We start from the raw sequence: 25,095 nt of genomic DNA, 5'->3' as shown, positions 1-25,095 counted from the left end.
AGGCAAAGTATTTTAATTGCGAACTTTTGTCTGATATAGTTGTCATCTAGTTAGGCATTCCTATCGTGCCCAATGATGAATAGCGCCAGGGAGTAATTGTTTTGCATGTTTCCATTGCATCGATTTTGAATTTACTCGTCCCTATCTTTAGGTATGGCGCAGGCTTCTGGGTTGCTCCCCGTATTTTTACTCCCGCCATATTCTTCGCAAATCAATCTTGTATTTTCTCCCGATTGCGCCTCAGTTCTTTGGCTGTCGTTTCCATTGTTGTGCTGATTCTAGGGGGTGGACTGGTCTCTGAACCGGCACAAGCTGGAAGCTTGCATCGTTTGCGTTTTGATCACTTTAGTGTGGATCAAGGTTTACCCAGCACAGGGATTACGACTATTTATCAAACCCGCGATGGTTATGTTTGGATAGGAACGGCGAATGGTTTAGTGCGTTACGATGGGCGCCATATGCAGGTTTTTTCTAATAGTCCCGATAAGCCTGACAGCCTCAGCCACAACCGTATTTTTAGTCTGTTTGAAGATTCGCAACAAAATCTATGGATAGGTACGCGGCGTGGACTTGATCGCCTGGATTTAAAAACCGATCTGATTCAACGTTATTCTATCGCCCCCGAGCTCAACGAAAAAGACAAGGTGGTTTATGGTATTGCGCAAGCAGGATCTGGTGAATTATGGCTGGGAACCGCAAGCGGTTTAAAGCTATTTAACGTGCAAACTGGCCGTTATCGTAATTGGCAGCCACAGGCTGGTGATAGCGCCTATTTTAGTGGTGAAGTGCGTGCTTTGCTTAGCGATGGTGCAGGTGGTGTTTGGATAGGACAAGGCCGCCGTGTTGCTCATATTAATCAGAGCGGGCAATTGTTATTGCAATTTCCAGCCAGTGATGAAGGTACCGAGCATAAATTACAAGCAATCGATAAGCTGGTTCGTAGTCTGGCCTTTGACCCATCTGGGCAATTATGGGTGGGATTAACGGGTGGCTTGAGCTTGTGGAGTATAGAAAATAATCGGGCGACGCCGGTTCCCTTGCCGCCTGAATTGCGTCTTCCCAAGGCTAGCGTGACCGCTATCGTACAGGATCAAGAAAAATCCATGTGGCTGGGCATGAGCGATGATCAAGGCTTGTTTCGGTGGCACGTCCAGCAAAAAAAATTAGAACGATTTGTGAATACGCCCTCAGTGGCGAGTAGCTTAAGTGGGAATTCTTTAACCGCATTGACATTAGATGCAACAGGCGGCTTATGGGTAGGGACCACCGATTATGGAGTGAATTTGGTGGATTTGAATGGGCATGGATTTCAAACTTATTTGAATGTACCCGGTGATGTTCACAGCATCTCGAATCGTCTGGTAACCGCTGTTATTCCTGATCGTGATGATTATGTCTGGTTAGGTACTTTGGGTGGCGGTTTAAATCGTTTGCATGTGCCGACTGGCGATGCCGAGCGATTTACCACCAGTCAAATGGGGGTTGAATATATCCGTGCTTTGCTTTTGGATGATAAAAAGCAGTTGTGGGTTGGTGGTGAACGTTTGGAAGTATTTGATCCTAAAAAACGCAGCAGTAAACAAGTAATTTTAGATCCAGATTTTCCTGCAGGCGCACGCATCACCGCATTGAACCGAGATGATAAAGGTAATGTGTGGGCAGGAACCAGTGCCGGTTTGTATCGAGTCGGGGCTGATCTGCGTGTCCAAGCTTATCACGCCAATGAGAGCCAGTCAGGTTGTCTAAATGATGATGCAATTGATAGCCTGTTATTCGATACGGAAAAACGCTTATGGGTGGGTACCAAAGGTGGCTTATTTTTGTGGCGAGAGGAAGATGCCAGTTTTGAGATGATTGGCAAAGGTGAGAAGGGAACTATCAATCCTGAAAAACTGGGTGTCACCAGCTTACGACAAGATAAGCAAGGTCGAATTTGGGTCGCCAGCTTGCAAGGTTTGTTAGAGGTTCAACCCAAATCCGACAATGCTGCAGATACTGCTGTCGTTGCTTCAAACAAGAGTGGAGTAACGAATTTATCAAAAGGCATTACGGCACGCCGTCATGCCGCAGATTGGAGTCTAGTATCTTGGGCGAATACACCTGGATTACCAGATGACGTGATTGAGTCTATGCAAGATGCTGATAATGGTGAGATTTGGTTGAGCAGCGAACGCGGTTTAATGCGATTTAATCCTGAGCAAAAAGTGGGGCGTAGTTTTCCATCTTATGGCCGATTTGAAGGGGCATTTAATTTTGGCGCTGCCGCCCGTGCACCTGATGGTGGAATGTTTTTCGGTGGCGTAGGTTTAGTGTATTTCCGTCCCGACAATATTCGAGACAATGTCATTCCTGCCCGCGTCGTGGTGAGTGATATTTTGTTATTCAATAAGTCTTTGACCAATTGGAATAGTAGGGGAGCGATCGATAGTAAAAAAGGTCAAGAGTCCGCCTCTGGCAAAGATAATAATTATAGTTACGATCTGAAAAGCATAGGTATTACCGGCACCTTGAGTGCGGCGCGTCAGATACAGTTAAATCATGAGCAGACTATGGTCAGTTTTGAATTGGCCGCTCTGCATTTTTATAATCGTAGCCAAAATCGTTATGCTTGGAAGTTAGAGGGCTATGATAAAGAATGGATCGTTGGGCAATCAGATCGAGGTGTCGCGACCTACACCAATCTAGATGCAGGCACTTATCGCTTGCTAGGGCGCGCGGCCAATTTTGACGGGATATGGAGCGAGAGTACGGTCTTGTTAGAGGTCGTGGTGTTGCCGCCTTATTGGAGAACGCCTTGGTGGTATAGCTTGTGGGCGCTACTTATCTTAGGTCTAGCCGCTTTGTTTTATCAGCGGCGGGTACAAGGTATTCGTGCCACTCAACTGTATCTGGAGCAACAGGTAAAACGCCAGACGCAAGAAGTCTTAGAACAAAAAAAACTGGCTGAAATTCAACGCGAAATTGCTGAGCATGCACGGCATAATCTTGGGCGCCTAAGTGAGATTGGTTTGCAGATTACCTCTTCCTTGGATGTGAACGAAATCTTAGATACGCTGTATATCAATATTCGTAGCCTGATTTCTGCATCCACCATAGGTGTTGGTTTTGTTGATTGGGAAAAGCGCCAGATTAATTTTGAGTACACGATGCAAGGTGAGCTTCGTATTTTGCCTTATTCACGCAGTTTGGATGCGCTTGAGCAGCCGGCGACACAATGCGTGCTCAATGGGCAGGAAATGCTCATTGATGAAATTTTGCATGACAGTCGTAAGTTAGATTCGATTACGGCAGGAAAGATGGGACAGGTCGACACCTTATTAGAAAACGGCCTCAGCACTGAAAATTCTCGTTCGGGCATTTATGTTCCTATGATCTTGTCAGGACGTGTCATGGGATTGATTGGCGCTTTGAGTATGAAGCCTAAGGCTTTTGGGCTGGACGAACTTAATATCTTACGTACTTTAGCTGCTTATACCGCGGTCGCCTATGATAATGCAGAGGCTTATCGTCGCTTGCAATTGACTCAGTCAAAATTAGTGGAGCAAGAAAAACTAGCGGCATTGGGCTCTTTGGTCGCCGGTGTTGCGCATGAATTGAATACGCCGATTGGTAATAGTTTATTGATGGCTAGCACTATGCTAGAGATGAATCGTCAATTCTTAAAACAAGTGCAGTCGAATCAATTGCGTCGTTCCGATCTAGAAAAATTTTGTGAAAATACCAGCGTGTCTTCTGATCTGATGATGCGTAATTTAACGAATGCAGCGAATTTGGTCAGTAGTTTTAAACAAATTGCGGTTGACCAGACTTCGGATCAAAGGCGCACATTTGATTTGCTTAATTTCTGTGAAGAAGTCGTGTTGACGCTGTCAAATCGGATCAAGCGCGAAGGACACGAGTCGCAAATAAAGGTAGAAGCGGGCTTAGAGTTGGATAGTTATCCTGGCTCCTTGGGGCAAGTCTTGAGTAATTTAATTATCAATGCCATGGTGCATGGTTTGCATGAAAAACAGAATGGCGTCATCCGAATTACCGGACGCGCCTACGGTGCATCCAATATCATCCTGACGGTAGAAGATAATGGGCAAGGTATCGCCAAAGAGAATCTTGATCGCATCTTTGAACCATTTTTCACCACCCGCCTAGGTAAAGGTGGTAGCGGTCTGGGTTTGCATATCTGCTACAACATGGTAAGTTCGGTATTGGGCGGCAGTATCACCGTGGAAAGTGAAGTGGGACACGGGGCTCGGTTTATCATTATCTTGCCTAAAGTCGCACCGCTGGAGCGGACAACTTGAGTCGATAAGCTGACCCAATAAGCTAAGTCAGTAAGCTGAGTCAGTAAGTTTTTGACCTCGATTAGTACCAATTTCGCGCATCAGTTTCTGCCATTAAATTTCTTTCACATTCAACGCTATTCCCTAGTCGTTCTGACAATGGCTTACATAAAAGTTTGATCTAGAACAAATTTTATCCCCCAAAAGAACTAGGTATCTTTAGCTTGGGGGAGAATTGTGCTGGGGTCGGAAAGCCGCCACAATGAGTCTATGAAAAACCCAATCCCCTCACAGCTCATGACACAAGATACTAAATTGATTGATCGCTTTGGCCGTCAATTAAATTATTTACGGGTGTCCGTGACGGACAAATGTGACTTGCGTTGCAGCTATTGCATGCCCGCAGGATTTACTGGTTTTGAAGAGCCTGAGAATTGGTTGAGTTTTGCCGAAATAGAACGAGTGGTGGCCGCCTTTGGGCGACTGGGTGTGGGACGCGTGCGTTTGACGGGGGGCGAGCCTCTACTACGTCGACATTTGCCACAACTTGTGGAACGTCTAGCCGCTTTGCCCGAGATTCAAGATATTTCACTATCGACTAATGCGACGCAATTGCATAAACATGCTCCTGATTTATACCGTGCCGGTATCAGTCGCATCAATGTCAGTTTAGATAGCTTGGATAAAGCGTGCATGCAAACGATCACTGGGCGTGATAGCTTTTCCAGCATCATGGAAGGTTTGCAAGCAGGAAAACGGGCGGGATTTACGCCGATTAAATTGAATATGGTTGTGATGGCTGGTGTGAATGATCACGAAGTACAACGCATGGCAGAGTTTTGTTTTAACGAAGGATTCATTTTGCGCCTGATTGAGGCTATGCCTATGGGAAGCACGGGGCAGAATAGTCAGTATCGCGACATTGGTCCGATTCGTGATGAATTAGTACGACAATTTGATTTGATTCCCGCGGCAGAAGAATTGGGCGGTGGTCCGGCTAGATATTGGCGTAGTAGAGATGGACAGGCGACTATAGGATTTATTTTACCTTTAAGTCAGCATTTTTGCGCTACTTGTAATCGGGTACGTTTAGCGGTCGATGGCACTTTGTATATGTGCTTAGGACAAGATGAAAAATTTGAATTACGTCCTTTATTACGTGCAGGAATTAGTGATGAAGGATTAGAGCAGGCGATACGCCAGGCCATAGAACTAAAGCCCGAAAAGCACGAATTTACGACGCAAAGGCATAAAATCATACGGTTTATGTCGCAAACTGGCGGCTAAAAAGACGAAGTGGAGAATGGTATGGAAGTGCGCAATATTCACCAATTTATTGAAGGATTTCAACGATTTCAAACTAAATATTTTTCGGGTGAAAAGCCATTGTATGACAAATTGAATAATGGCCAAAATCCGACTACCTTGTTGATTGGTTGTTGTGATTCCCGCGTTGATCCAGCATTGTTGTTGGATTGCGATCCGGGCGATATTTTTGTCATACGCAATGTGGCCAATCTAGTACCGCCTTGCAATGAATCCGGTAATCAGCAAGGTGTTAGCGCGGCGATTCAGTTCGCGGTGGAAGCGTTAAATGTGAAACGCATCATTGTGATGGGGCATGAAAAATGTGGTGGTATCCGAGCCTTGATGCAGGGGTATCAACCAAGTAGAAAAATTGATTTTATCGGACGTTGGATGCGTATCGTGGAGCCCGTCAAACAACAAGTGTTGCATCAACTGGCGAATTGTTCTATCGAGGTGCAAAATCGTGCTTGTGAATTGGGCGCCATTATTCTGTCTTTGAATAATTTACGCAGTTTCCCTTGGGTCGCAGAAAGAGAAGCTCGTGGTCAGATCGCGCTGCATGGCTGGTATTTCGATATGACCAACGGCGCACTGTTGGCGTATTCTGATCGTACCGATAGTTTTTTACCTATGGTGTGTCCGTTAGGTGTTTCGCATCGTAAGTCGAGTGTAGCAGTAACCGATGCTGGTGACGTGGAGGTGCAGGAAGCGGAAGCATTTGAAGCCTCTTAACTTGGTAGCCTAAGGCACGAAATATACATTCATGGGAATTTTTTAGTGTTTTTCTTTGTAGTTAGTTACGACACGAAACTTTTGACAAACTCAACAATTATTTAATGATGTCTGCCTGAAATGACGACTACCAATCTGCCAGCACCTATCGTTTTACCGATGGGGAAACGCCTTACCTTTCGTATCCTAGTGACTACGGTGGTTGGGCTCGCTTTGACCTTGATGGCGATTGGTTACACCTTATTGCTGTCATGGCAGTTAGAAGGTGGTGGCGCCGCGATTAATGAAGCGGGTAGTCTAAGGATGCGCTCCTATCGTATGGCCATGCTGCTGGAGCAAGCACCTTCAAATGGCATTGTTGAACAAGAGTTGCTTGATTTTAATCGTACTTTGTCCGAGCTACAGTCGGGTGATCCAAAGCGACCTTTATTTTTACCTCAGACCGCTGCTATTCGCGAGCAAGTAAAAAAAGTGCAGGATGAATGGTTGCTGAGTATTCAGGTAAATGCAAAAAACGTTTTACGTGAGACGGATCCTGCGTTACGCCGTCAGGCACTCAGTCAATACGAGCAAGAGTTGCCGACCTTCGTCCACAATATCAATCAATTGGTCATACTGGTCGAAGTCGAGTTGGCTGAGAAAACCACTTGGCTACGTCTGTGTCAGACCGCCTTGATTTTCATGTCTTTGGCTGCGAGTATTGCATTACTGTATCTTCTCTATTTGTGGATAGTGGGTCCCGTCACCCGTATGCAAGCGGGCATTGCCCGTATGAGCAAGGATGATTTGAGCGTGCGTTTGCCGATAGAGACTGAAGATGAGTTTGGTGTGCTGGCACAAGCTTTTAATCAAATGGCTGATCATGTGCAGACGGTACATCGCACATTGGAAGTGCGCGTCTCGGAAAAAACAGCTAAATTGCAAGCTCAGAATCATGAGATGAGTACCTTATATGAGGTCGCCGGATTTTTGGCGGGGCCTCATACGATAGAAGAATTGTGTCGAGGATTTTTGCACAGAATTATGCAGCGCATGCAGGCAGATGGTGGCACTGTACGTATCTTGGATGCGGTCAATGACAACATGCATATCACCGTGCATGCGGGCATTTCTGAAGCCATGATAGAAGAGGAACATTGCATCAAAAAAGATGATTGTCTATGTGGTGCCGCGGCTCAGCAAGGTATTATTTTGGTACGGGATTTTCGTTTGCTTGATCAACAAAAACGTTATCGCTGTCAGGAAGAAGGCTATGTATCTTTAGCCGTGTTTCAAATATTGACGCGTGAGATGGTTATCGGCAGTTTCTCTTTACATTTTTCTAAAGAACGTATCGTTAGCGCTGAAGAGCGACGCTTGTTAGAAATCCTCGGGAAAAACTTAGGCTCTGCGATTGAAAATCAAAGATTGATCGCCAAGGAAAAAGAGTTTGCGGTTTCGCAGGAGCGCAATTTATTAGCGCAGGGTTTGCATGACAGTATTGCGCAAGGTTTGAATTTTTTGAATCTGCAAGTGCAAATGTTGGAAGACTCATTAAAGCGTGATGAAATAGAAGAAATCCGGGATATCGCGCCTTTGTTAAGAGCTGGTGTGCAAGAAAGCTATGAAGATGTGCGAGAATTATTATTGAATTTTCGGACTCGTCTGCAAGACAGTAATCTCGAGTCCGAAATGCGCAATGTGATGGCGAAATTCCAGCGTCAGACGGGCGTACATAGTGAAATTCACTTTGCCGGAAATGGCGCGCCTTTAGCGCCAGAACAACAATTGCAGGTACTTTTTATTCTGCAAGAGGCTTTATCTAATGTGCGCAAGCATGCACAGGCCAGCGAAGTTCAGGTCAAAATAGATAATCTTCGTGACTTTACAATGACAGTGCACGATGATGGCTTAGGTTTTGATATGGATAAAGTGGCGGAAAAAGGGGATGGTCATGTTGGTCTCAGAATTATGAGAGAAAGAGCAGAGCGTCTATCAGCGCAGTTTTCCATCGAGAGTAGCAGCGAACATGGCACTACCATTGCATTGCATCTGTTGCGACAAGAACGCTTGGTTGCTTAAGCTTAGTTAAGTGTTTCTGACCAGCGTTTCCGATAAGCGCGTCCGATCATACGTGCTGCAAAGCTTTAATAATTACCGTTAATACCGTTTAAAAAATAAAGAAAGCAGAGACATGAGTATTCGTATTTTGTTGGTCGATGATCATAGCTTGTTTCGTAGTGGCATTCGCCTATTACTGCAACGTAATCCAGAATTTGAAATCGTTGGTGAAGCGGCTGATGGCTTGGAAGGCGTGAAACGTGCCAAACAATTGAAACCCGATGTGGTCTTGATGGATTTAAATATGGCGGGTTTGTCTGGCTTGGAAGCGATGCAACTGATCGTAGAAGATCTGCCCGATACTGCGGTATTGATGTTGACCGTGTCAGAAGAAGCCGAAGATCTAACAACCGCTTTAAAGAACGGTGCGCGCGGATATCTTTTAAAAAATATTGAGGCTGATTATTTAACTTTGGCGATCAAACGTGCGGTAGCCGGTGAGCCTGTGATCGCGGAGTCTATGACGGCAAAATTAGTCATGCAATTTCGCGCTGGTAACAATATCAATACCGCACCAGAACGTGAAAAGCTCACTCCGCGTGAACGCGAGACCATGGTGTGCCTGGCACGTGGTGAAAGCAATAAAGAAATCGCTCGCAATCTTGATGTCGCCGAGAGTACGGTGAAGATCCATGTGCAAAATATTTTGAAAAAATTAAATCTCACCAGCCGTGTGCAAATCGCTGTGTATGCGGTAGAGCATGGGATGGATAAGTCATAAAAGACACGGATCAAAGCGACCTACATCAAGACTTGCAAAAATTTGTCAAAAAAACCGCAAAATTTATCAAAATGGAATAAGCCAGTTTCTATAACAATAAGATCAAATCCTCAGCCTTTTGCAGTGACGAACTACCTCTAATGGCGTATAGCCGCTCTAAACAGCGCATCTTACACTTCATATATATTTAATTATGATTGGGGGAACGTTATGAGTAAGATCAATTTGGATGGCTTATTGCTTAATCAGGCTTTATTTCGTCATATTTCACCTTTTGAATTAGATAGTCTGAAAAAAGAAGTGGGCAAGATGGAGCTGGAAAAAGGCTTCAGTCTATTTCAAAAAGGCGATATGGCCGATGCCTGTTTTATTCTGGTCTATGGCATGGTCAAGCTCGCAATTCCCGCTTCAAATGGTAGCGATAAGATCGTTGAATTAATTCGTCCAGGTCAGTGTTTTGGGGAGGCGATGATGTTCTTGGAAGAGCCTTATCCATTTTATGCTGAAGCACTAGAACCCTCTTTGCTTTTGCGCTTGCCCAAAAATGCGTTGTTCAAATTATTAGATCAATCTCCGGCCATTGCGCGTCAGATGATGACCGGTTTGTCCTATCGTTTACTAGGCTTTATTCGTAGTGTAGAACGACAATCATCACACAATGCCATGCAGCGCGTAGTTGACTATTTGGTGCAAACTTCGCTCTCGCAAGAGAGCAATGAAATACGTTTAGAGTTGAAAAAAAATGTCGTTGCGTCCTTGCTCAATTTAACGCCAGAAACCTTCTCACGTATGCTTCATCATTTGAGCGAGTTGGGATTAATCAGTGTTAGCGCTTCACGTATCAAGATTAGCTCTGTGTCCTCGCTCAAAGCTTATCCGCAAATTCATAGTGAAGCTGAGCAGGCCAGCGGTAAGTTGACTATGCATAGCGCATCGCATAAAAAAAGCACATTACGCAGTGCCGTTTCGGTTAGTTAATTTGAGTTAGCTAATTCACTTTTCGTGCCTTGCCTTGCTCTCCACTACATAAGTATCTACACGGGTCGAGATTCGGATAAAGCTCCTGTTCCTTCTCTCTCCCCCGATTGCGGGAGAGGGGGGAGTCCGTTCACAACTGTCTTGAGTTGTTTGATTTGTGTAGATAGCGATTTCTTGATGGGATGAGAATCTAATATCAATCCCTGTTTTGGGCCATTGCTTCCTCATATTAGTTCCCCACGCTAACCCTTAGCTCATGTGTCCTAGTTCTTTCGGCTAGGGCATACCTACTTCTGCAGTCATATTCTTACCCAGACGAAGAATTTTCAAATGGACGACGTGTCCGTATTCTGTCTCCCATGGTTAATAGCATTCAGGTATTCAAGTTTTGATCACATGCACTTAGCTTCGCAATAAATTTTTAGGGAGATAAAAATGAGTCACGTATTAAGTCGATGGGAGCCGGAAGACGGTGCGTTTTGGAGTAAGGAAGGAAGTGGCATTGCCAATCGTAATTTGTGGATTTCTATCCCGTGCTTGATGTTGGCATTTTCGGTTTGGATGTTGTGGAGTGTGGTCGCGGCGAATTTGGATAAAGCTGGTTTCAAATTTTCTAAAGATCAGTTATTTTTTCTGACCGCTCTGCCTGCGCTATCAGGTGCTACTTTGCGTATTTTTTATTCTTTCTTGGTGCCTGTCTTTGGTGGCCGTCGGTTTACTGCATTCTCGACTGCTAGTCTTTTGATTCCTGCAATCGGCATGGGCTTTGCGTTGCAAGATCCAACTACCAGTTATTCCACTTTGTTGATACTGGCTTTGTTGTGTGGTTTTGGTGGCGGAAATTTTAGTTCTAGTATGGCGAATATCAGTTTCTTCTTTCCTAAGTCGCGTAAAGGTTATGCGACGGGCATGAATGCTGGTATCGGTAATCTGGGAGTATCGGTCGTGCAGTTTGTCACGCCATTGGTGATTTCATCTGCTGTGTTTGGTGCCGCCATATCGGGTGAAGGATTCTTGTATCACAACGCTAAAACGAACGCGGATAATTTGTTTTGGCTGGCCAATGCAGGTTTTATTTGGGTTCCATTCATCGTTGTAGCGACCTTGGCCGCATGGTTTGGCATGAATGATATTGCGTCTGCTAAAGCTTCTTTTTCGGATCAAGCGATTATTTTCAAACGCAAACATAATTGGTTGATGTGTTGGTTATACATTGGCACTTTCGGTTCTTTCATCGGTTTTTCTGCGGGTTTTGCGATGTTGATTAAGGCACAGTTCCCCGAAGTGGATGTGGCTAAGTTTGCGTTCTTGGGACCTTTAGCCGGTGCCTTGGCACGTCCTGTGGGCGGTATGTTGGCAGATAAAATTGGTGGTGCAAGATTGACGTTTTGGGTATTTGCAGCGATGGCGGTGACGATCGCGGTGGGTATTTTGCCAGCCTTGCATTCCCACCAATTTATGATTTTCTTGTTTTCATTTATCGGTATGTTTATCTTGACCGGTTTAGGTAACGGTTCGACTTTCTGCATGATCCCTATCATTTTTCAAACAGAGAGAGAACGAGCTAGCGCAGGGCAAGGTGAGGCTGCTATCAGACAAGCACGTTTGGATGCAGCGAAAGAATCCGCAGCTGTGTTGGGTTTTTCCGGTGCGATTGGTGCGTATGGTGGCTTCTTTATTCCACAAAGCTTTGGTACATCGATCAAGCTGACGGGCGCACCGGATATGGCTTTGTACACGTTCATCGCCTTCTATGTCAGTTGCATGATCATTACGTGGTGGTTCTATTCTCGTAAACATGCCGAGATGCCTTGCTAAGTTCTTAGTGGTTTGACGTAAAAAAAGCCCCGTGCATGAACGGGGCTTTTGATATTTTGAATGGGCTGAGTTGGCTAGAGCTGCATTACAGGATTAGTCACTAAGCGCAACTTTAGCCGCCTCTTCAGGCGTCAATCCGTCATAAAATTGGTCAGTCAGAAATTCAATTTCTTCCTCGATAAATTCCTGTGCTTGCGCCTGAGTTGCGCCGCCTTTTACGAGAAACCCTTCGACTTCTATGCACCAATTGATCACAGCCAAAGTTTCTTCGTCGAGTTCTTCATTTTTCTTTGCCATGATGTTTCCTTGTGTTGGGTTGTTGTTAGGTGATAGGTTTTTAACGGATTCGCTTATTTAAACTATTTCGCGCGCTCTCATATAGCCATAATAGAACCATGATAGAAGTATATAGGCTATGGAGTATTATCATGGTACTTGATCTATTCTATCGCCGCATTAAGTTAACCTGACTTTAATCTGACTAATTAGGAAATGATGTTATGGAGTTTCATTACCAGCTTGTAAATGTGTTCGCTGAATCGACCTTTGGCGGTAATCCGCTTTGTGTTTTTGAAGATGCTCGTGGTTTAAGCGATGCGCAAATGCAGTCATTGGCCTTGCAATTTAATTTATCTGAAACGGTATTTATTTTGCCGTCGGAGCGCGCAACGGCGCGTATGCGAATTTTTACTACTGGTTATGAAATGCCGTTTGCGGGACACCCCACTTTGGGCACAGCGCACGTCGTGCGTCATTTGTTAAAGACTGGGAACAACATTAGCTTAGAGTGCAAAGCAGGAATTGTTACTGTGCAGGCGTCATCCGATGAACCCAATATTTGGACCTTTACCGCCCCCGTACCTGATGGTCTAGTGACAGCAAAATGTGCCTTACCGGGAGCGGAGCTTGCGGCCATGTTAGGTTTGCATGCTAGTGACTTGCTTGATGAACCCGTGTGGGTGAATACGGGGACTGACCAATTATTAGTTCCACTACGCACGATAGCGGCTGTGCAACGCGCTCAACCTGATAGTAGTCGCTTGGCTGAGTGGCCACCGAGTAGCTTAGGACGAAAGACGGCCTATGTATTTGCTTGGGAGGATGGCACTGCGAGTGCGAATGAGCGCTTGGCAGTCACTGCGCGTTATTTTTTTACCAAACAAGGTGGTGGTGTCGCCGAAGATCCAGGTACCGGATCGGCTTGTGCCAATCTGGGTGGCTGGTGGATGGCACAGAAACGGCCTTTACCCGCCCGTTTGCAGATTAGTCAGGGCGAGCAAGTTCAACGACCTAGTTGCCTGTATTTAGATGTAGATATAGATTCGGATGTCGGTTCAGAATGTCGGATACAGGTCGGTGGGCGCGTGCTGGAATTGGGACGTGGAGTGATAAACTTAGGCTAAGCCACAAGTTCTATTTTTATAAAAAGACCGATAACAAATGACGACAGAAAAAAAACCGATGTTGAGCGTGGCAGAGGCTTTGCAAACCTTATTGCAAGCAGCGCGGCCTATTTACAGTGCAGAATACGGTACAGAATACAGCGCAGAACACAGTCCAGAAGCAGACATAGAGCAGATAAGCACACTGGCGGCTAATGGCCGTATTTTGGCGCGGACACAAAGTTCAAACTTGCATGTGCCGCCTATGGATAACACGCAAATGGATGGTTACGCTGTGCGCGCCGCCGACTGCCTAAGTGGTAATGCACGTTTAAGAGTTTCACAAAGAATACCGGCGGGTGTGGTGGGTGCTCCTTTGGAACGAGGTACCGCCGCGCGTATTTTTACCGGCGCGTTTATTCCCGAAGGTGCTGATGCCGTTGTGATGCAAGAACAATGTAGCGCTGAGCAAGAGGGGGATCAGACCTTTGTCACGATTGCGCATGCGCCGAAAAGTGGCGAATGGATACGGCGGCAAGGCGAGGATATTCGGGCGGGCGCTGAGATTTTGAGTGCGGGTACGCGTTTGCGTGCGCAAGAGTTAGGATTGGCGGCTTCCGTCGGCTTGGCTAGTCTGCCGGTTTTACGTCGATTGCGTGTCGCTGTATTTTTTACTGGTGACGAATTAACTATGCCGGGCGAAGATTTGAAGCCTGGCGCAATCTATAATTCGAATCGTTTTTTGCTGACCGGCCTGTTGCAAAATTTAGGCTGTGAAATTACCGATTATGGCATCGTGCCAGACAGCCTAGACGCAACTCGCGCCACCTTGCGGGCGGCTGCAGGTGAACATGATTTGATCATCACCTCGGGTGGCGTTTCGGTCGGGGAAGAAGATCATATACGTCCAGCGGTAGAAGCCGAGGGCAGTATCAATATGTGGCAGATCGCGATCAAACCGGGCAAGCCTTTGGCCTTTGGTGAAGTGCGACGAGGTGAGGGCGGCGGAAACAATATTAGCAATGCTGCGTTCTTCCTTGGTTTACCCGGCAATCCCGTATCCAGTTTTGTGACCTTCTTACTATTTGTGCGTCCGTTTATTTTGCGACTGCAAGGTGTACAAGAGGTGACGCCGCAGTCTTATTTGATGCGTGCTGATTTCAATGTGAGCAAAGCTGATAGACGTAACGAATTTTTACGCGCCAAAATCAACCCGCAAGGTGGCTTGGATTTATTTCCTAATCAAAGCTCAGGCGTGTTGGCGTCAACCGTGTGGGGCGATGGTTTGATTGACTTGCCTGCGGGAACAACGATCAGCCAAGGGCAGTTAGTGAAATTTATTCCGTTTAGTGCGGTACTTAATTAAAAGAAATAGTCAATTTAAATTAGATTTATATAGATACAGTAGGGTGCGCCACGTGCACCGCTGTAGGCTAAACTGTTTCAACAGTCTCAATAGCAATGGTGCGCGCGGCGCGCCCTACGGTTTACCTGAGTCAAATTTGAGTGGGAAAGTAAGAATTCAAACATGAAAATCCAATTACGTTTTTTTGCCAGTGTGCGCGAAAAATTAGCGAGTTCTGGAGAGCTTTTAGAGCTGTCTGATGAGGTAAATCACGCCAGTCAAGTTCGCGCCTTATTGATCGCTCGCGGCGGTGTATGGGCCGAGGTGTTGGCGCCTGATCGTGCTTTGCGTATGGCGTATAATCAGCAGATGGTGCACGGCGATACCTTGTTGCAAGATGGCGGTGAGCTGGCATTTTTCCCACCAGTGACTGGCGGTTAGGAATGAGTATGTTGATTTCAGTACAGACCGAAGATTTCGATATCAGCACAGAGATTGCCAAACTACGTGCAAACAATCCTGCGATTGGTGCGGTGGTCAGTTTTGTCGGACTGGTTCGTGATTTGAACGAGGGATTATCAGTTAGTGCGATGGAGTTGGAGCACTATCCAGGTATGACAGAAAAATCCTTAGAAACGATCGCGACCCAAGCCAAGCAACGCTGGAATCTCATCGACTGTTTGATTATTCACAGAGTCGGTCTGTTGCAGGCGCTAGACCAAATCGTACTGGTGGCTGCTACTAGCGCACATCGCGGTGAAGCCTTTGCTGCTTGTGAATTTATGATGGACTACTTAAAAACCGACGCGCCGTTTTGGAAAAAAGAAACCACGCCAGAAGGTGAGCGTTGGGTCGATGCGCGTGTAAGCGATGAGGGCGCCATGCGTAAGTGGAATGTTGACGCGGAATCGGCGTTGTCATGAACGGACTAGCTGTTATTGCGGTAGGTGTGGGGGCCGCATTCGGTGCTTGTGTGCGATGGATGCTTGGCCTATGGTTAAATCCTGTCGTGGCGAGTTTGCCTTTAGGTACCTTGATTGCTAACTTGGGCGGTGGTTATGTGATTGGTATTTGTGTCGGTTTTTTTTCTGCAAATCCACAAGTATCGCCAGAATGGAAACTCTTGATTGTTACCGGTTTTCTTGGTGGTTTAACGACTTTTTCAACCTTCTCAGCAGAAGCGATGAACTTACTGCAAAAAGGTGATTGGATGTGGGCATTGGGTCATAGCGCTTTGCATTTAATCGGTTCTATTGCTTGCTGTTTCGCGGGTTTTGCTAGTTGGCGCTTTCTTCAATCCCTCTAATTGAAAATAATAATATGTCAGAAAATACTTTGATGTTTCCCCCAATCGAGCCTTATCGTCACGGCATGTTAGAAGTCGATGCGCTGCACACTTTGTATTGGGAAGAGTGCGGCAATCCTGACGGTCAACCTGTATTGTTTTTGCATGGCGGACCGGGTGGCGGCACCTCACCGACGCATAGACGTTTTTTTGATCCTGCACATTATCGTATTGTGTTGTTCGATCAACGTGGCGCAGGTAAATCGACACCGCTCGGTGAGTATCGAAATAACACAACCGCCTTGTTGATCGAAGACATAGAAAAAATTCGCAATATGCTGGGGATAGAACAATGGCTGGTGTTTGGCGGCTCTTGGGGCTCTACTTTGGCGCTGGCGTATGGTGAAGAACACCCAGATCGTTGTCTAGGCTTTGTATTGCGCGGCATCTTTTTGTGCACCAAGGCCGAAGTTGATTGGTTTGTGAATGGGATGAATCACTTTTACCCAGAAGTGCATCAGCGTTTTGCTGAAGCGATTCCGCATTCTGAGCGTGGAAATTTATTACAGGCCTACGTCAAGCGTTTGTTTTGCGATGAGCCTGCGATCTATAAAGAAGCGGCGCGCAATTGGAGTCGCTATGAAGGCTCTTGTTTATTTTTAGAACCGCAAGCGCAGGCGATTGAGGATTTTGAGTCGGATGAGGTGAGTTTAGGTATCGGTCGTCTGGAAGCGCATTACATGCTAAACGGCGCTTTCATGGATGAAGATCAATTGATCAAAAATATCCATAAGATTCGTCATTTACCCGCGGTGATTGTGCAAGGCCGTTATGACGTGATTTGTCCTCCTGTATCGGCATATCGATTACACCAAGCCTGGCCAACGGCCAAATTGCATATGATCGTGAATGCAGGTCATGCCGCCATGGAACCGGGTATCGCGACTGAATTGGTACGTGCGACCGAACAATTCAAAACACACGGGAAGTTTTTATAATATTTGTGCATATGCCGCATAGTCATTACAATGCGCAGCTGTTTGTCCTTTTCATGTTGAAAGGGATGCTAAATCGATAAAGAATATCATGACACCATCAAAAAAATCCCGTAACGCACGCCAACGTAAAAAATTGCACGTAGGAGAATTTCAAGAATTTGGTTTTGAGTACAAAGCCGAATTGGCGCAAGAGTTGAATGAAGATCAAGAAGCGCAACTCATACACACGTTTTTGGAAGAAGTGATCGAAGTTCGTGATTTGGCCTTGAGTGGTTGGTTGACCTCAGGTTTTGTGTGTAATTTCGGAGCCGGTTCTGCCACTGATGAAGATCGTGAAGCATTAAAAGCGTGGATGACTGCACGTCCTGAGTTCAAGAACGTCCAAGTCGGCGCTTTGAAAGATGCTTGGTATTCACCTATGGATACCGAATTCGCAGAATAAGACGTCTGAGAATTGTTCAGATTTATTTCTTTGAAAAGTGTTACCAAAAAGTGTCACTAAAGAGAGCTTAGGCTCTCTTTTTTTATGTCCGCGATATTTGTGCTGCAGTCTTTGCCTTTCGCCTATCTGCATGGGTACGGCGTAGGTTTTGAGCTTAAATAGTAGAGTGTGTTTTAATATATTAATGGTATATCTACGTTGTGTCATGTGCTATTGTTGCCAATTGATAGTCATTTGAGTCTATTCTTTTTGTGTATTCATTAGCGTTGTTGGCGGGGCTAGATGAGAGGCTGGAGATTGGACGGTAAAAGAGACGAAAGGAAATAACATGCAACACGCTCAATTCCAACAACGACTGCGCGATTTTCGCGCCAGTATGCAGCTAGCCGCCCAGGATGCTGCTTTGATCTTTTCCTCGGATAATCTGCGATATTTGTTCAACTACACGGGCGAAGCCGCTTATGGTGTCGTGACCGCAGATGCGCTTTATTTAATTACCGACTATCGTTTCGTCGAACAAGCGGAGCAAGAGTGCATCAATGAGCAAATGTCGGCCAATGTGATTTGCCGCGATAGAGATAAGCAGAGCTTAGGCGCGGCGATAGCGGTCTTGCTGCATCAGCATCGCGTACACCGTGTGTGGTTTGAAGCGGCGCAGGTGACGGTGAGCATATGGCAGGATATCTCGCAAGATTTATCGTTTTGTGTATTGACGCCTGCACCCGCCGTCATAGAGCAACAACGAAAAACTAAAGACGCGTGGGAAATTGCACAAATTCAGGCCGCGGCTCAGATTGCAGATCAAGCATTAGCCGCTATCATGCCGCAAATGCGTTTAGGCGTGAGGGAAGCAGATCTCGCGCTAGAGCTTGATTATCAAATGCAAAAACGTGGATCGGCGGGCGTGTCGTTTACGACGATTTTAGGTTTTGGGGCGCGATCTGCGTTACCGCACTGCCTACCTTCAGATAGGGAATTACAGGCAGGTGATCTTGTCGTCTTGGATTTTGGTGCGGTAGTGAATGGCTATCGTTCGGATATGACGCGCAGTTTTGTCGCGGGTAAAGCGACGCCACAACAGCGTGCTATGTTCGATACCGTGTATGCAGCTCAACAAGCTGCGATGGCGACATTACAAGCAGGTGTTGCGGCAGTCGATGTGAATGCCGCGTCCAGTGCGGTATTGCAGGCTTCCCCATTTGCAGAATTTGCGGGACCTGGTTTGGGACATGGCGTTGGTATTAAATTGCATGAACAACCGTTTATCAGTCCCGTCTGCCGTGAACACCTTGGGTGGCATTACGTGGTGACGATAGAACCGGGTATTTATATTCCGAGTTATGGCGGCATACGCATAGAAGATGATGTGTTGATCACTGACGATGGCTATCAATTGTTGACTCATGCACCTAAGGAATTTGAGCTCTCAATATGAACTTATTTTGAATACCCGATGAAAACCTTCAGCGCGCAAGAAGTCAATCAAGTATTGGACTTCCCAACTTTAATTAATGCTCTAGATGCAGGATTTAAGCAAGCGTTTGGCATGCCGCAACGTCAGGTATTTGCGCTCTCGACTGAGCCAGAAAAGCATGACGCGTTTGCCGTACTTCCCGCATGGAATGAAGACGTGATAGGCGTTAAAGCCTTCACTTATTTCCCTGAAAATGGCGCGCAGCAGTTGCCCACTTTGTTCTCAAAAATATTGTTATTTAATCGTAGTAACGGCGCACCCCTAGCGATGATAGACGGCACCACGGTGACGTATTGGCGAACTGCAGCCGTCTCCGCGCTCGCCAGCCGTTATCTGGCACGCCCCGAATCCATGCGCATGTTATTGCTTGGCGCCGGTAATTTGGCCTTGCCCTTGATTGCTGCACATTTAGCCGAACATGCGATTGCTCATGTTGCTGTGTGTGGAAGGAGTGAGTGCCGCTGGTTGTCATATCGATTTGTTAGGCAATCATAGCCCTGATCGACGTGAATGCGACACGGAATTAATTCAAAAATCGTCGGTCTATGTCGATTACCGAGATAATGTGTTGAAGGAAGCCGGAGAGTCGTTGATCTCCATCAGCAAGGGCGTATTTACGGCGTCGGCTGTCAAAGCGGATTTGGCCGAGTTGTGTCGTCGTGGTGTCATGTAGCGATCTGGGGGGGATGAGATTACTTTGTTTAAATCGGTGGGAACGGCTTTGAGTGATTTGATTTGTGCTAAGTTGGTGTTGGATGGGGTGGGGTGAGGTTTTATTGTGGTGATTTTTGAGCCTGTTGGTCGGGTGTGGCCCGACAGCCACTTACCTTTTTTGCTTCGCCAAAAAAGGTAAGCCAAAAAAGGCGACCGTAGACTCGCCCTTCGGGTGCTTACGCTATGCTCCAGCATAATTTATGCATCCCAAAAAATGGGAAAGTGTTGAAACTCGCCTTCGGCTCAAACACAACACTTTCTTATCCATTTTTTGTGAGGCACAAATTGCATCGTCTCGAACGGGGTAGGTCAAAAACAAAGTCAAGAACAACCTCAACATCAAAACAATCAAATTCAACCGTAATTTATTTTTCTATTAGCTGTTGAAGGTCGTTGCTTTTGATTTTGATCTTCCCGCGTGTGGCACTGCCAATTGTGTGATACAGAAAATGGATAAAGAAAGCCTTGTGTCTGAGCGTAGCGAGTTTCAAGGCTTTCCCATTTTTTGTATTGCACAATTGGGAACCCGAAGGGCAGTGACGCCTGCGTCGCCTTCTTTTGCTCACTTTTCTTGGCGAAGCAAGAAAAGTGAGTGGCTGTCGGGCCACACCCGACCTGCGAACGCAAACAATCTAAAAACGTAAACAACCTAAAAACGTAAAACAAGAAAAAGCAGAAACTTCTAAATAAAACATAAAAAAATAAGAGACAAATAATATGACCAAACTCCCCAAAACCCCCTTCCCAAGAGCCTTCTACGTCGCCAACATCATGGAGATTTTTGAACGTCTCGCGTGGTATGGCTTCTTCACTTTATCTTCGCTTTACATCACCAGCCCGACTGCGCAAGGTGGCTTAGGCTTTACCGATAAAGAGCGTGGCTTCCTGCAAGGGATGATTCCGTTTTTACTCTATTTACTGCCCGTGATTACCGGTGCACTCGCGGATCGTTTTGGTTATCGCCGCATGTTCCTGATTTCTTTTGTGATTATGTGTCCTTCGTATTATCTGCTCGGGCAGGTGCATCAGTTCTGGACTTTTTTTCTCTTGTTTTTTGCGGTTGCCGTTGGTGCAGCTTGTTTTAAACCCGTGGTGGTGGGAACGATAGGCCGCTCTACTGATGATACGAATCGTGGGCTAGGTTTTGGCGTGTTTTATACCATGGTGAATATCGGTGGATTTATCGGGCCATTTGTGGCTGGTTATGTTCGCGCCGTAAGCTGGGATATGGTGTTTATTATGTCGGCGATTTGGATAGGGATTAATTTTATTCCTGCGCTATTTTTCTATAAAGAACCCGAGCACGATAGCGATAAGGATCAACGTAGTTTGAAATTAGTGCTACTCGAAGTGCAGGAAGTCTTGGGTAATGCTCGTCTCGCTTTGATGGTGGTGCCAGCCATTATTGCTTTGATGGTGACGACGCGCTTGGGCATCGCTCTCCACTACTATTTATTGGGCGTAGCGGCATGGTTGGGGTTGAATTTTTTGTGGACGATTGTAAGTCAATCGAGTACATCTAATCAGACATCGAATTCAACGGTCTGGTATCGACAGTCTGTGCGAGTTGGTAATTTACCGTTCGTTTTATACCTAATAATTTTGACGGGGTTTTGGGTCGTTTATTTTCAGTTATTTACTACCTTACCAGTGTTTATCCGCGACTTTGTTGACACTAAAGATGTGGTGTCAGTAGTGCAGCAGTATGTGCCGTCGTGGCTCGATTTTGTGGCGGGTGTGAATGTCGATCAACTGAGTGCTGCATTGCCTGCCTTGGCACAAAAATATAATACGGGCATGGATGCGACGGCTTTGCGGCAAATTAGTTTTGAATTAGTGAACTATAAAGTCATGGTTCCCGATGCGGCTTTGCGAATGGGTTTGGCCGATTTGAAAGTTGGTAGCGTGCAAGCCAAACAATTGGCTGATATATGGTCGCAACAATATCGTCAGGTGAATCCAGAATATATCGTCAATGTCGGTTTCGGAATGATCGTTTTGTGTCAAATTGGACTCAGTGCTTATATCCAGCGTTGGAGGGCTTTGCCGATCTTGGTATTTGGCACTTTGATTCTGAGTGTTGGTATCGCTTTATGTGGCTTGGGTGCGAGTCTGACCTTAGGTGGTTTTACGGTGATTTTCGCGGTCGTGATATTTTCCATAGGTGAAATGGTCGCGTCACCCAAAAGCCAAGAATACGTTGCCGCGATTGCACCTAAGAGTAAAACGGCGATGTATATGGGGTACTACTTTGTCTCTTTAGCCTTAGGTAATTTATTCGCAGGGTTGTTGTCGGGTTGGGCGTACACCGCGATTGCAAAAGACATGCAGCAACCATTGTTGATGTGGGCTTTGTTTGCTGCGATTGGCGTGATGACTGCTTTAGGCTTATTGATTTTTAATAATTGGCTCAAGCGCAGGCCATAGTTTTATGGCCTGTTATGGCCTGGTTATGTAAAATTTTTGGACGGCTAGTGAATTAACAAGACATCAGAAATTGCGCCTGCTTTGTTGCAGGCGCTTGTTAACATTAATCTTGTTAACATTAATATCGGTTTTAATGTTTGCCGGTACTACCAAAACCACCTTCACCACGCTCGCTCTCACCAAACTCTTCAACGATATTAAAGCCGACTTGCAGCACTGGCACGATGATCAGTTGTGCTAGGCGTTCCATCGGGTTCAAGGTGAAAGCATTTTGTCCACGATTCCAAGTAGAGACCATGAGTTGACCTTGGTAGTCAGAATCGATCAAGCCCACTAAGTTACCGAGTACGATGCCGTTTTTGTGACCCATGCCGCTGCGTGGCAAGATCATGGCGGCGTAATCTGGGTCGCCAATATGGATCGCTAAGCCGGTTGGGATCAAAACAGTTTCGCTAGGTTGAATCGTGATGGCTTCGTCTATGCAGGCACGCAGATCAAGGCCAGCGCTGCCTGGTGTTCCGTAGGCAGGGAGTTGGTCTTTCATGCGTGGGTCTAGGATTTTTAGGTCAATGTTTTTCATGTTTTATCCAGTGGCACTCTTTTAAAACTGCAAAAATTAGTCGGTTTTTTATTTCACCAAAATTTCCAAAAAGGGCGATGTTCTGTAGTATTGCTCAGAGGTCTCAAGTCGTCCAAGTTCTTGACTTCCTTACTTTTTGGTACTTGATTCTCTACAAATGTCGGTGATTTTTTGTTGAGAATCTCGTCAATTTCCGATAAATCGAGATTCTCGTTACTTAGCGTTTCGGTTGTGATAAACACGATGGGATCATCACTTGGGAAACAAAGATCCCCAACGCGGAAAAGCTTTTTGTGGGTTGGAGGCGATTTCGAGTAATGGTCGTATCCACCACCTTTAATCAAGTAGATGAAATCGGTAAGAGCTTCTTTTGAACTGCCGACGACCCTTAGTTCTTCGAAAATACCATTTCCGAGCCCCACGATGATAGAGAAAACAGCGTTATGATTTTCCAGATCCAATGCAATCGGAGTCGGTTCCTCATTTGGTTCGTAGATGGCATGTAATTCGAGCGTTCGAGACATCTTATTCGATTCCATGCGCGCCCCGAAGTTCTCCACTGATGTGGTCGATCAACTGCTTCGCTAAACTCTGCTTATCCGCCTTAGCCAAAGCCTGATGCCCCTTCGCATCAAACAACACCAACTCATTCTCATCTTTACCAAAAGTGTGATGACCAATGTTGCCGACTAAGAGTGGGATGTTTTTCTTGATACGTTTAGCTGCGCCGTATTCGAGCAGATTTTCTGATTCCGCTGCGAAGCCAACGCAGTAGGGCGCTTTGGGTAGTGCGGCGACGCTGGCGAGGATGTCTGGGTTTTGCGCAAACTGTAGTTGTGGCGTATCGCTGTCGCTGGTCTTCTTGATTTTTTGATCGCTGGCATTTGCTACGCGCCAATCGGCTACCGCTGCTACGGCGATAAAAATATCTTGCGTATTGACCTGCGCCATCACCGCGTCGTGCATTTGCTGGGCGGTTTGGACTTGTTGGCGTTGTACGCCATACGGTGCGTCTAAGGCTGTGGGGCCAGAGACGAGTGTGACGTGTGCACCTGCTTCCCAAGCTGCTTGGGCGATGGCATAGCCCATTTTCCCCGAGGATAAATTGGTGATGCCACGTACGGGGTCGATAGGTTCGAAAGTGGGCCCTGCGGTGATCAGTACACGTTTCCCTGCCAGTGTTTTGCTTTGAAACGCCGCTTCGAGTTCGGCCAAAATTTGCGCTGGCTCTAACATGCGACCCATGCCGACTTCGCCGCAGGCTTGTTCACCAGCAGCGGGGCCGAAGACTTGTATGCCGTCTTGTTTGACTCGCGCCACATTGCGTTGCGTCGCTGGGTTGCTCCACATTTCTACGTTCATTGCAGGTGCGATGAATAAAGGAAGGTGGGCAGGGCGGGCGATGCACAGTGTTGAGAGCAAATCATCGCAGGCGCCATGCGCTAGTTTGTAGATGAAATTGGTGCTGCAAGGCGCGATCAAAATCGCATCGGCATCGCGCGTCAGATCAATGTGCGGCATGTTGTTAGCAATGCGTGCATCCCACTGATCGGTATAAACGGTATTGCCCGACAAGGCTTGCATCGTCACTGGCGTGATGAATTGTGTCGCGCTCTGCGTCATGATGACTTGCGCCGTCGCGCCGAGTTTGCCTAGCGAGCGACAAAGGTCGGCGACCTTGTAACAGGCTACGCCACCAGTTAAACCTAGGACGATTTTTTTACCAGCGAGTCTTGATGTCATGATGTGACCTTATATTCAAATCTCTAAAACCTCTCAACACAGAGACACGGAGATACAGAGAAGAGCAAGAGAAAAACTAAGATTTTAAAAATGATAAAACTTGTTTCCTCTGTTTTATTTTTCCTCTGCACCTCTGTGCCTCTGTGTTGAGAGGTTCTAAAACTTATTACTTCTTCACTCTTCGCAGTTCATCCAAAATAAACAAAGCCGCACCTAAACAAATCGCGCTATCAGCCAAGTTAAATGCCGCGAAGTGGTACATCTCTTTGTAATGAAAATCGAGGAAATCGATGACGTGGCCATACATCACTCGGTCGATGACGTTACCAATTGCACCGCCCATGATCAAAGATAAAGCCCAGCAAAACAATTTTTCTGTGGCGTTTTTTCTCAACAAATAAGTAATCACAATCGATGCGATGACACCAATTGCCGTGAACATATAACGCTGCCAGCCGCCCTCGGTTGCTAAGAAACTGAAGGCAGCACCTTTGTTGTAAGCCAAGGTCAAATTGAAGAAGGAAGTAACGGTGTACGTTTCGGCATATTGAAATGAGCGCTCAATTGTGATTTTAGTGATCTGGTCGAGCAGAATGACAATCGCCGAAATGCCAAGCCAAATCGCCCAATTACCACCAGAGGATTTGGGTTTGCTTGAGGAGGTATTGGTTTTTTTAGTCGCCATATTTTTTTGATTTCATTTTTAACTCCCGTCTCTCGCAAGCGGGAGAGGGGGCTTGTTCGTTCGTAGGGCGGGTGCAACCCGCGCCG

23 protein-coding genes are annotated in these 25,095 nt (G+C 46.2%); 18 read left to right on the top strand and 5 right to left on the bottom strand.

What is annotated here, in order from left to right:
- Nucleotides 1–101: 101 nt before the first annotated feature.
- The 7 genes from ACFFJH_RS16735 (at nucleotide 102) to ACFFJH_RS16705 (ending at nucleotide 11,934) form a co-directional block, all read left to right on the top strand.
- Entirely contained in the window at nucleotides 102–4,298 is a 4,197-nt protein-coding gene (locus ACFFJH_RS16735) for a two-component regulator propeller domain-containing protein (RefSeq protein WP_390214085.1), read from the top strand.
- A 249-nt stretch (nucleotides 4,299–4,547) separates the two neighbouring features.
- The gene (gene moaA, locus ACFFJH_RS16730; protein ID WP_390214084.1) at nucleotides 4,548–5,564 is read left to right on the top strand and encodes a GTP 3',8-cyclase MoaA; all 1,017 of its coding nucleotides are present in this window, start codon (nucleotides 4,548–4,550) and stop codon (nucleotides 5,562–5,564) included.
- Between the two features lie 27 nt (nucleotides 5,565–5,591).
- Nucleotides 5,592–6,317, top strand: coding sequence for a carbonic anhydrase (locus tag ACFFJH_RS16725; RefSeq protein ID WP_390214349.1), 726 nt, complete (start codon nucleotides 5,592–5,594; stop codon nucleotides 6,315–6,317).
- A 120-nt stretch (nucleotides 6,318–6,437) separates the two neighbouring features.
- Nucleotides 6,438–8,378: a type IV pili methyl-accepting chemotaxis transducer N-terminal domain-containing protein gene (locus ACFFJH_RS16720; RefSeq protein WP_390214083.1), complete on the top strand. Its 1,941-nt coding sequence runs from the start codon at nucleotides 6,438–6,440 to the stop codon at nucleotides 8,376–8,378.
- Nucleotides 8,379–8,490: 112 nt separating this feature from the next.
- Nucleotides 8,491–9,138, top strand: coding sequence for a response regulator (locus ACFFJH_RS16715; RefSeq protein WP_390214082.1), 648 nt, complete (start codon nucleotides 8,491–8,493; stop codon nucleotides 9,136–9,138).
- Nucleotides 9,139–9,348: 210 nt separating this feature from the next.
- On the top strand, nucleotides 9,349–10,116 hold the full coding sequence (locus tag ACFFJH_RS16710; protein WP_390214081.1) for a Crp/Fnr family transcriptional regulator: 768 nt from the start codon (nucleotides 9,349–9,351) through the stop codon (nucleotides 10,114–10,116).
- Between the two features lie 435 nt (nucleotides 10,117–10,551).
- On the top strand, nucleotides 10,552–11,934 hold the full coding sequence (locus ACFFJH_RS16705) for a NarK family nitrate/nitrite MFS transporter (RefSeq protein WP_390214080.1): 1,383 nt from the start codon (nucleotides 10,552–10,554) through the stop codon (nucleotides 11,932–11,934).
- A gap of 93 nt (nucleotides 11,935–12,027) precedes the next feature.
- Here the strand turns inward: ACFFJH_RS16705 and ACFFJH_RS16700 are convergent, their stop codons facing one another.
- Nucleotides 12,028–12,231 (bottom strand): hypothetical protein, encoded by a 204-nt coding sequence (locus ACFFJH_RS16700; RefSeq protein ID WP_390214079.1) that lies wholly within the window; start codon nucleotides 12,229–12,231, stop codon nucleotides 12,028–12,030.
- A gap of 203 nt (nucleotides 12,232–12,434) precedes the next feature.
- Between ACFFJH_RS16700 and ACFFJH_RS16695 the strand changes: the two genes are divergently transcribed.
- The 11 genes from ACFFJH_RS16695 (at nucleotide 12,435) to ACFFJH_RS16645 (ending at nucleotide 22,001) form a co-directional block, all read left to right on the top strand.
- Nucleotides 12,435–13,337, top strand: coding sequence for a PhzF family phenazine biosynthesis protein (locus ACFFJH_RS16695; RefSeq protein WP_390214078.1), 903 nt, complete (start codon nucleotides 12,435–12,437; stop codon nucleotides 13,335–13,337).
- Between the two features lie 37 nt (nucleotides 13,338–13,374).
- Nucleotides 13,375–14,682, top strand: a complete 1,308-nt coding sequence (locus ACFFJH_RS16690; protein WP_390214077.1) for a molybdopterin molybdotransferase MoeA — start codon at nucleotides 13,375–13,377, stop codon at nucleotides 14,680–14,682.
- A gap of 162 nt (nucleotides 14,683–14,844) precedes the next feature.
- Nucleotides 14,845–15,102: a molybdopterin converting factor subunit 1 gene (gene moaD, locus ACFFJH_RS16685; protein WP_390214076.1), complete on the top strand. Its 258-nt coding sequence runs from the start codon at nucleotides 14,845–14,847 to the stop codon at nucleotides 15,100–15,102.
- Nucleotides 15,103–15,110: 8 nt separating this feature from the next.
- The gene (gene moaE / locus ACFFJH_RS16680; protein ID WP_390214075.1) at nucleotides 15,111–15,584 is read left to right on the top strand and encodes a molybdopterin synthase catalytic subunit MoaE; all 474 of its coding nucleotides are present in this window, start codon (nucleotides 15,111–15,113) and stop codon (nucleotides 15,582–15,584) included.
- Nucleotides 15,581–15,967: a fluoride efflux transporter CrcB gene (crcB, locus tag ACFFJH_RS16675; protein ID WP_390214074.1), complete on the top strand. Its 387-nt coding sequence runs from the start codon at nucleotides 15,581–15,583 to the stop codon at nucleotides 15,965–15,967. The genes moaE and crcB overlap by 4 nt, the downstream gene beginning before the upstream one ends.
- Nucleotides 15,968–15,981: 14 nt before the next feature.
- Nucleotides 15,982–16,944 carry a prolyl aminopeptidase gene (pip, locus tag ACFFJH_RS16670; RefSeq protein WP_390214073.1) on the top strand — a complete coding sequence of 321 codons (963 nt, stop codon included), beginning with the start codon at nucleotides 15,982–15,984 and terminating at the stop codon, nucleotides 16,942–16,944.
- An 88-nt stretch (nucleotides 16,945–17,032) separates the two neighbouring features.
- Nucleotides 17,033–17,386 carry a YggL 50S ribosome-binding family protein gene (locus ACFFJH_RS16665; RefSeq protein WP_390214072.1) on the top strand — a complete coding sequence of 118 codons (354 nt, stop codon included), beginning with the start codon at nucleotides 17,033–17,035 and terminating at the stop codon, nucleotides 17,384–17,386.
- Nucleotides 17,387–17,714: 328 nt separating this feature from the next.
- The gene (locus tag ACFFJH_RS16660) at nucleotides 17,715–18,821 is read left to right on the top strand and encodes a M24 family metallopeptidase (RefSeq protein ID WP_390214071.1); all 1,107 of its coding nucleotides are present in this window, start codon (nucleotides 17,715–17,717) and stop codon (nucleotides 18,819–18,821) included.
- An 18-nt stretch (nucleotides 18,822–18,839) separates the two neighbouring features.
- Nucleotides 18,840–19,355 carry a hypothetical protein gene (locus ACFFJH_RS16655; RefSeq protein ID WP_390214070.1) on the top strand — a complete coding sequence of 172 codons (516 nt, stop codon included), beginning with the start codon at nucleotides 18,840–18,842 and terminating at the stop codon, nucleotides 19,353–19,355.
- Nucleotides 19,339–19,533 carry a hypothetical protein gene (locus ACFFJH_RS16650; RefSeq protein ID WP_390214069.1) on the top strand — a complete coding sequence of 65 codons (195 nt, stop codon included), beginning with the start codon at nucleotides 19,339–19,341 and terminating at the stop codon, nucleotides 19,531–19,533. Before ACFFJH_RS16655 ends, ACFFJH_RS16650 begins: the two co-directional genes overlap by 17 nt.
- A gap of 758 nt (nucleotides 19,534–20,291) precedes the next feature.
- A complete protein-coding gene (locus ACFFJH_RS16645; protein ID WP_390214068.1) occupies nucleotides 20,292–22,001 on the top strand; it encodes an MFS transporter in 1,710 nt (569 codons plus the stop codon).
- Nucleotides 22,002–22,131: 130 nt separating this feature from the next.
- Here ACFFJH_RS16645 and dut read toward each other — a convergent pair whose 3' ends face one another.
- From dut to lspA, 4 genes are all read right to left on the bottom strand, one after another.
- A complete protein-coding gene (dut, locus tag ACFFJH_RS16640) occupies nucleotides 22,132–22,581 on the bottom strand; it encodes a dUTP diphosphatase (RefSeq protein ID WP_390214067.1) in 450 nt (149 codons plus the stop codon).
- Nucleotides 22,582–22,634: 53 nt separating this feature from the next.
- On the bottom strand, nucleotides 22,635–23,120 hold the full coding sequence (locus tag ACFFJH_RS16635; RefSeq protein WP_390214066.1) for a hypothetical protein: 486 nt from the start codon (nucleotides 23,118–23,120) through the stop codon (nucleotides 22,635–22,637).
- The gene (gene coaBC / locus ACFFJH_RS16630) at nucleotides 23,107–24,324 is read right to left on the bottom strand and encodes a bifunctional phosphopantothenoylcysteine decarboxylase/phosphopantothenate--cysteine ligase CoaBC (RefSeq protein WP_390214065.1); all 1,218 of its coding nucleotides are present in this window, start codon (nucleotides 24,322–24,324) and stop codon (nucleotides 23,107–23,109) included. The genes ACFFJH_RS16635 and coaBC overlap by 14 nt, the downstream gene beginning before the upstream one ends.
- 166 nt (nucleotides 24,325–24,490) lie before the next feature.
- A complete protein-coding gene (gene lspA, locus ACFFJH_RS16625) occupies nucleotides 24,491–25,009 on the bottom strand; it encodes a signal peptidase II (protein ID WP_390214064.1) in 519 nt (172 codons plus the stop codon).
- Nucleotides 25,010–25,095 lie beyond the last annotated feature (86 nt).

The organism is Affinundibacterium danionis (genome assembly GCF_042432465.1).
Classification (GTDB): domain Bacteria; phylum Pseudomonadota; class Gammaproteobacteria; order Burkholderiales; family Burkholderiaceae_D; genus Undibacterium; species Undibacterium danionis.
Note: the sequence above shows the minus strand (reverse complement) of the source record. Positions and strands in the feature narration are given on the sequence as shown.